This is a genomic window from Burkholderia sp. BCC1638, from assembly GCF_902833195.1.
Taxonomy (GTDB): domain Bacteria; phylum Pseudomonadota; class Gammaproteobacteria; order Burkholderiales; family Burkholderiaceae; genus Burkholderia; species Burkholderia diffusa.
The window spans coordinates 25,593-32,274 of the sequence record NZ_CADFEC010000045.1 but is presented as its reverse complement, the minus strand read 5'-3'; the positions used below and the strand labels follow the sequence as shown (position 1 = coordinate 32,274).

At 66.2% G+C, this 6,682-nt stretch carries 5 protein-coding genes, 1 rRNA gene and 1 pseudogene; 4 read left to right on the top strand and 3 right to left on the bottom strand.

What is annotated here, in order from left to right:
* Positions 1 to 100, top strand: a 5S ribosomal RNA gene (gene rrf / locus HWX22_RS29890); the annotation flags it as partial.
* Between the two features lie 290 nt (positions 101 to 390).
* On the opposite strand, the gene HWX22_RS29885 is transcribed toward rrf, so the two are convergent.
* The 3 genes and pseudogenes from HWX22_RS29885 to HWX22_RS29875 all read right to left on the bottom strand — a co-directional run bounded on the left by HWX22_RS29885 (position 391) and on the right by HWX22_RS29875 (position 2,820).
* Positions 391 to 762 carry a nuclear transport factor 2 family protein gene (locus tag HWX22_RS29885; RefSeq protein ID WP_175912112.1) on the bottom strand — a complete coding sequence of 124 codons (372 nt, stop codon included), beginning with the start codon at positions 760 to 762 and terminating at the stop codon, positions 391 to 393.
* A gap of 114 nt (positions 763 to 876) precedes the next feature.
* Positions 877 to 1,464 (bottom strand): annotated as a pseudogene (locus HWX22_RS29880) (hypothetical protein); the annotation flags it as partial.
* Between the two features lie 351 nt (positions 1,465 to 1,815).
* A complete protein-coding gene (locus tag HWX22_RS29875; protein ID WP_175912060.1) occupies positions 1,816 to 2,820 on the bottom strand; it encodes an AraC family transcriptional regulator in 1,005 nt (334 codons plus the stop codon).
* Between the two features lie 136 nt (positions 2,821 to 2,956).
* Between HWX22_RS29875 and HWX22_RS29870 the strand changes: the two genes are divergently transcribed.
* From HWX22_RS29870 to HWX22_RS29860, 3 genes are read left to right on the top strand one after another with little or no spacing between them, the layout of a single operon-like run.
* Positions 2,957 to 4,630 carry an acyl-CoA synthetase gene (locus HWX22_RS29870; protein ID WP_175912061.1) on the top strand — a complete coding sequence of 558 codons (1,674 nt, stop codon included), beginning with the start codon at positions 2,957 to 2,959 and terminating at the stop codon, positions 4,628 to 4,630.
* A gap of 20 nt (positions 4,631 to 4,650) precedes the next feature.
* On the top strand, positions 4,651 to 5,418 hold the full coding sequence (locus HWX22_RS29865; protein ID WP_175912063.1) for a 3-hydroxyacyl-CoA dehydrogenase: 768 nt from the start codon (positions 4,651 to 4,653) through the stop codon (positions 5,416 to 5,418).
* Positions 5,419 to 5,436: 18 nt separating this feature from the next.
* Complete coding sequence (locus HWX22_RS29860; protein ID WP_175912065.1) at positions 5,437 to 6,627, top strand: acetyl-CoA C-acetyltransferase; 1,191 nt, start codon at positions 5,437 to 5,439, stop codon at positions 6,625 to 6,627.
* Positions 6,628 to 6,682: the final 55 nt, after the last annotated feature.

The window sequence follows — 6,682 nt, the reverse complement described above, 5'->3', positions numbered from 1 at the left end:
GCGAGTCGGTCCCACCCCTTCCCATCCCGAACAGGACCGTGAAACGACTCTACGCCGATGATAGTGCGGATTCCCGTGTGAAAGTAGGTAATCGTCAGGCTCCCTCAAGCCAAGAACCCCCGCCCGAAAAGGCGGGGGTTTTTGCATTGGCGCGGCGGAAATGCGCGAGATGACAGAGAACCGTCCCTATCTTGCAAACTGCATGCTCTCCCGAGGACTCCTTTTCAGCGATCTCGAGAGTGCCTTCGCATCGGCCGCACGCGCTGCACGAACGCTAACGCCGTGGCGCATCCATCGGCAACGGTTGCCGAGCACTGTCGGTGCGCGACAGCGGTAGCATCGGCTCACCTTTCGATCCAGCAGTTCCCGATTTGCCGGCATGTCGTAAGTTCAACCAATCTGCGATGCATGTCCGGCGACGACACGCCATTCGCTACCCGATCGGCGCCACAGGCGCGTATAGGCGAACATGCCATCGAATGCGTTGCCGTCGAAACGACCGGCAAGCTTCGCCTTCGTCGTGGTGAGGATCATCCCGCCGACCGTCTTTGCCTGAGTCTCCTGGATATCGAGTGTGTCGAGGCGCAGCAGTTTCGCGCGATGCGCGGACAGATCGTCATCTTTCGAAATGACCAGCCCGCTCGGGATGGTGAAGACGAGGTCGTCATCCAGCAACGTGTCGAGTGTGTCGACGTCGTTGGCGAGCATCGCCGCTCGCAGTGCGGCTTCATACGGTTCGATGACTGCACGAACGGCATCCATATCGGGGCCTCGCAACGGTTCGATGGGTCCGCATTTCATACGCGACCGGCAATCGGGTTGCGGCGGCTCTCGCATTCCGGCACCAAGGCTATTCGACAGAGGCTCCTCCGATTTCGACAGCGCCTGACGTCGCACCATCATCACCAAGCAGATGCCGATCGACGCGACGATATTGACCGCAAGATAGAACGCGACCGTGACATTCCACGCGCTTAGCGCCAGCAGCGCCAATGCGTACTTGAGCACGCACAGCGCGAAATACGTGAGGCTCTCGCTCCACGGATCGCGAAGCGTCTTGCGTACGGTCGGTCCCAGGCCGGCAAGCTTGATCAGCGTGACCAGACAGATCGACATCGTAGGGTCCTCGGTCAGCATCCAGAGCGGAATAGCCGATAGCGCTGCGCACAGGAAGAGCCAATCGAGGCGGGTCCAGCCGGCCTCACCTCGAAACAGGCTCGCGACGAAAGTCAGAAAGCAGGTCAGTGCGATCGCCGCCGTGCACCATGCAGACGGTCCGGCACCCGCAACGAACTGGCCGCTGGCCGCGATCACCGTGACGACCGACCAGATGAGCCATGTGAACAGGTGCGGCCGAACGGTGCGCCGGTAGATCGCGAGCGCGTATGGAATGGCTGCCAACAGGGACACGGCAGATCCCACGACACCCAGCACTGAAGCGGCACCCTGATCGACAGTCACCATCAACGCGGTCTTGTTCGCATGGGCGGTCAGTATGTGGTCAGGCAGCGCAACGCGCAACTTCGCGCCGGCGTGCGTCGCCGTCGATTCTGCGCCGTGTCGTTGCCGAAGCGGGAAGCGATTGAATGCCAACAAATTGCAGCGCGATTGCGTGCTCGCAGCCGAATCGACTGCGTGGCCGTCGAATGCGTGGGGATCGCCTCTTGAAGCAAAAGAGAACGGTTCTTCCAGAACTTCCTTTGACGGCCAACAGCTCGAGCAACCGCACGACTGCTGAATTTCACTGCGATCATGCCCGTCGGACTTGCCCTTTAGCGCGCTCGCACCGAGCGTGACGCACACCCGCGCCGCAATTCAATGCTCCGCCTGCGCCGCATTGACATCCCGCCGAAATGCGCCCGGGCTCGTCCCGGTCCATTTCCGGAACGCGCGATGAAACGCGCTGGGCTCGGTAAAACCGAGTTCCGCCGCGATTTCCGCGACGCTGAGCGTGTGCCCGCGCAGCAGCGACTGGGCCAGCGCACCGCGCAGCTCGTCCTTGATCGACGCGAAGCTCTGCCCCTCGCTGCGCAACCGTCGCCGCAGCGTCGCGGGCGTCGTGCCGAGGCGCACGGCCAGCGTGTCGAAGTCCGGCCACTCGGCGGCCGGTTGCGCCTTCAGGTGCGCACGTGTCTTTGCCACCCAGCCGGTGTCGTGCCGATAGCGCACGAGCAGGTTGCCGGGCGCGCCGCGCAGGAAGGTTTTCAGCGCCTGCGCGGAGCGGATCGTCGGCAGCGCGAGGTACGCGGCGTTGAACGCGAGCCGGCTGTCCGGGCGGTCGAAATGCACGGGCACGCCAAAGAACTGGTGGTAGTCGCTGCGCTGGTCGGGGCTCGGGCACGCGAAATCGATGCGCTGCAGCGGAATGCGTCGGCCGATCAGCCAGCAGGCGACGCCGAGCAGGATCAGCCAGAACGTCCGGTACGCGAACGCAGAATACGGTGCGCCCGCCTGCGTGAGGACAATCTGCGCCTGACCGTCGGCGACCACGAGCTCGCCGCGCGGTTCGTCGAGCACCACGCGCAGGAACTGCAGCGCTCGCCGCAGCGCCTTCTCGAGCGTACCCGCGTGCAGCACGGCGTGGCACAGCAGCGTGAAGCTGCCGCGCCGCATCGGGCGGGCCGCGAGTCCGAAGAATTCGTCGTCGATTGCGTTGGCGATCGCCAGCCACAGGCGACCGTACTGCTGTGGCGTGACGGGCTCGCGCACAGTGGCCGGCAGGCCGGCCAAGCGCAGCACGGGCTCGGTCGGAATCCGCAGCCGGCGCAGGCTCTCGAGCGCATCCTCGACGAAATCCGGCGAGATCATCTGCGGCCCCATTTTTCATGCCCTCCAGACATGGCAAAAGCGATCACGATTCTAGATTCTGTTTGTCATTGATTGCAATGTGACGGCTGTCTACTATCGTCGATATACCCCCCGGCTCGCCGGCGGGCATAACGAACAGGAGACACGCATGCGTGATGGAGCAACCGCCCGGGTGGTGCCGGCCTACGCCGACGCCGTGGCCGGCTTCCGTATCGAGACCGCCGCCGCACATCTGCACGGCGACCTGGAGCAGGGCCTGAACGCCTGCGTCGAATGCTGCGACCGGCATGCGGCGGCGGACGCGAATGCGATCGCACTCGACTGGATCGACGCCGGCGGCCAGCATCGCAGTTTCACGTTCGCACAGATGCAGGCATTGTCGGCGCGGGTCGCGAACCTGCTGGTCGAGCAGGGCGTGAAGCCGGGCGACGTGGTGGCCGGCCTGTTGCCGCGTACGCCCGAACTCGTCGCGACGATCCTCGGCACGTGGCGCGCGGGCGCCGTCTATCAGCCGCTCTTCACCGCGTTCGGGCCGAAGGCGATCGAGCACCGGCTGCGCATGAGCGATGCACGGCTGGTCGTCACCAACATCGCGAATCGCGCGAAGCTCGACGAGATCGTCGATTGCCCGCGGGTCGCGACGGTGCGCGAGTCGGGCGACGCGCTGCCGGCGCACGACATCGATTTCCGCGCGGCGCTCGACGCGCAGTCCGACGTATTCGAACCGGTGCCGCGAAAGGGCGCCGACCTGTTCATGATGATGTCGACGTCGGGCACGACGGGTTTGCCGAAGGGCGTGCCGGTGCCGTTGCGCGCGCTGCTCGCGTTCGGCGCGTACATGCGCGACGCGGTGGATCTTCGCGCCGGCGACCGCTTCTGGAACATCGCCGATCCGGGCTGGGCATATGGCCTCTATTACGCGATCACGGGCCCGCTGCTGCTCGGCCATGCAACGACGCTGTACGAGGGCGGTTTCACGGTCGACAGTACCTACGACGTGATCGAAAGGCTCGGCATCACGAGCCTCGCTGGTTCGCCGACGGCGTTCCGGATGCTGATGGCGGCCGGCACCGAAGCGGCCGCGCGCCTGAAAGGGCAACTGCGCGTCGTCAGCAGCGCGGGCGAACCGCTGAATCCGGAAGTCGTGCGCTGGTTCCACGCAGCGCTCGGCGCGCCGATCTACGACCACTACGGCCAGACCGAACTCGGGATGGTCGTGAACAATCATCACGGGCTCGCGCACGTCGTCCATGCCGGCTCGGCGGGTTTTGCGATGCCCGGCTATCGCGTCGCGGTGCTCGACGAAGCCGGCCGCGAACTTGGCCCCGGCGAGCCCGGCATTCTCGCGATCGACATCGCGCACTCGCCGCTGCTGTGGTTCTACGGTTACTGGCAGCAGGACACGCCGGCGATCGCGGGCGGCTATTACCGGACCGGCGACAACGTCGAGCTCGAGCCGGACGGTACCGTGAGCTTCATCGGCCGCGCGGACGATGTGATCACATCGTCCGGTTACCGGATCGGTCCGTTCGACGTGGAAAGCGCGCTGATCGAGCATCCGGCTGTCAGCGAGGCCGCGGTGATCGGCGTGCCGGACCCGGAGCGCACCGAGATCGTCAAGGCGTTCGTCGTGCTGTCGAAAGGCTTCGACGGTACACCGGCGCTGGCCGAAGAACTGAGCCAGCACGTGAAGCGGCGGCTGTCGGCACACGCCTATCCTCGCGCGATCGACTTCGTCGACGCACTGCCGAAAACCCCGAGCGGCAAGATCCAGCGCTTCGTGCTGCGCAAGCTGGAAGCCGAGAAGACTGCTCACTCCTGAATACTGACTACGGACTGCGAATGAATATCAAGGATCGCGTTTTTCTGATTACGGGCGCCGGTTCGGGCCTCGGCGCGGCGGTGGCGCGCATGGTGGTCGCCGAAGGCGGCAAGGCCGTGCTGCTGGACGTCAATGAAGACGCCGGCACGAGCCTCGCGCACGAACTCGGCGCGGCCGCACGCTTCGTGAAGACCGACGTGACGAGCGAAGCCGACGGGCAGGCCGCCGTTGCCGCTGCGCGCGACGCGTTCGGCCGCATCGATGCGCTCGTGAACTGCGCGGGCGTCGCGCCGGGCGAGAAGGTCGTCGGCCGCGAAGGCCCGCATTCGCTCGACCGTTTCGCACGTGCGGTGTCGATCAATCTGGTCGGCACGTTCAACATGATTCGGCTGGCCGCCGACGTAATGTCGAAGCAGGACGCCGACACGGAAGGCGAGCGCGGCGTGATCGTCAACACCGCGTCGGTCGCGGCGTTCGACGGACAGATCGGGCAGGCTGCGTATGCGGCATCGAAGAGCGGCGTGGTGGGCATGACGTTGCCGATCGCGCGCGAACTCGCGCGGTTCGGCATTCGCGTGGTGACGATCGCGCCGGGCATCTTCGCGACGCCGATGATGGCCGGCATGCCGCAGGACGTGCAGGACGCGCTCGGCAAGAGCGTACCGTTCCCGCCGCGGCTCGGCCGCCCCGACGAATTCGCGGCGCTGGTGCGCCACATCGCCGAGAATACGATGCTGAACGGCGAAGTCATCCGTCTCGATGGCGCGCTGCGCATGGCACCGCGCTGATACTGGAGGAATGCAATCATGACGACACAGGATCCGATCGTAATCGTCGGCGCGGCGCGCACGCCGATGGGTGGTTTTCAGGGCGCCCTGGCCGCGGCCAGCGCGAGCGAGCTCGGCGCGGTGGCGATTCGCGCGGCGCTCGAACGCGCGAACGTGCCCGCCGAGCGCATCGATGAAATCGTGTTTGGCTGCGTGCTGCCGGCCGGCCAGGGGCAGGCGCCGGCGCGGCAGGCCGCGCTGAAGGCGGGCTTGCCGCTGGCGGTGGGCGCGACCACGGTCAACAAGATGTGCGGCTCAGGGATGAAGGCCGCGATGTTCGTGCACGACCTGCTGCTGGCGGGATCGGCGGACGTGGCGGTCGCGGGCGGGATGGAGAGCATGACGAATGCGCCGTACCTGCTGCCGAAGGCGCGCGCGGGGATGCGCATGGGGCATGGCCAGGTACTCGACCACATGTTCCTCGACGGGCTCGAGGACGCGTACGACAAGGGCCGGCTGATGGGCACGTTCGCGGAGGATTGCGCGCAGGCCTACCAGTTCACGCGCGAGGAGCAGGATGCATTCGCGATCGCATCGCTGACGCGCGCGCAGCGCGCGATTGCGGAAGGACGCTTCGTGTCGGAGATTGCGCCGGTGACCGTGAAGGCCGGCAAGACGGAAGCCGTCGTGTCGATCGACGAGCAACCGGGCAACGCGAAGCTCGACAAGATTCCGACGCTCAAGCCGGCGTTCCGCGAAGGCGGCACGGTGACGGCGGCCAATTCGTCGTCGATTTCGGACGGCGCGGCCGCGCTCGTGATGATGCGTCGCTCGGAAGCGGACCGGCTCGGCCTCGCGCCGAAGGCGGTGATCGTCGGGCATTCGACCTACGCGAACAAGCCGGGCCTGTTCGCGACGGCACCGATCGGCGCGATCCGCAAGCTGTCGGAGAAAACCGGCTGGAACCTGCGCGACGTCGACCTGTTCGAGATCAACGAAGCCTTCGCTGTGGTGGCGATGGCCGCGATGCGCGATCTCGACCTGCCGCACGACAAGGTCAACGTGCACGGCGGCGCGTGTGCGCTCGGCCATCCGATCGGCGCATCGGGCGCACGCGTGATGGTGACGCTGCTGGCCGCGCTCGAAGCGTATGGGCTGAAGCGCGGCGTCGCGTCGCTGTGCATCGGCGGCGGCGAGGCGACGGCGATCGCGATCGAGCGGGTCGCGTAACGCGAACGCATCGACGCATTACGCGCGAGACGGCACGCCTGCCGTCTCGCGACGC

What these genes read in the sequence shown, in the direction of transcription:
- HWX22_RS29885 (WP_175912112.1), bottom strand. Translation starts at nt 762, where the DNA reads ATGGATGCCGTTCGTGCAGTCATCGAACCGTATGAAGCCGCACTGCGA.
- HWX22_RS29875 (WP_175912060.1), bottom strand. Translation starts at nt 2,820, where the DNA reads ATGGGGCCGCAGATGATCTCGCCGGATTTCGTCGAGGATGCGCTCGAG.
- HWX22_RS29870 (WP_175912061.1), top strand. Translation starts at nt 2,957, where the DNA reads ATGCGTGATGGAGCAACCGCCCGGGTGGTGCCGGCCTACGCCGACGCC.
- HWX22_RS29865 (WP_175912063.1), top strand. Translation starts at nt 4,651, where the DNA reads ATGAATATCAAGGATCGCGTTTTTCTGATTACGGGCGCCGGTTCGGGC.
- HWX22_RS29860 (WP_175912065.1), top strand. Translation starts at nt 5,437, where the DNA reads ATGACGACACAGGATCCGATCGTAATCGTCGGCGCGGCGCGCACGCCG.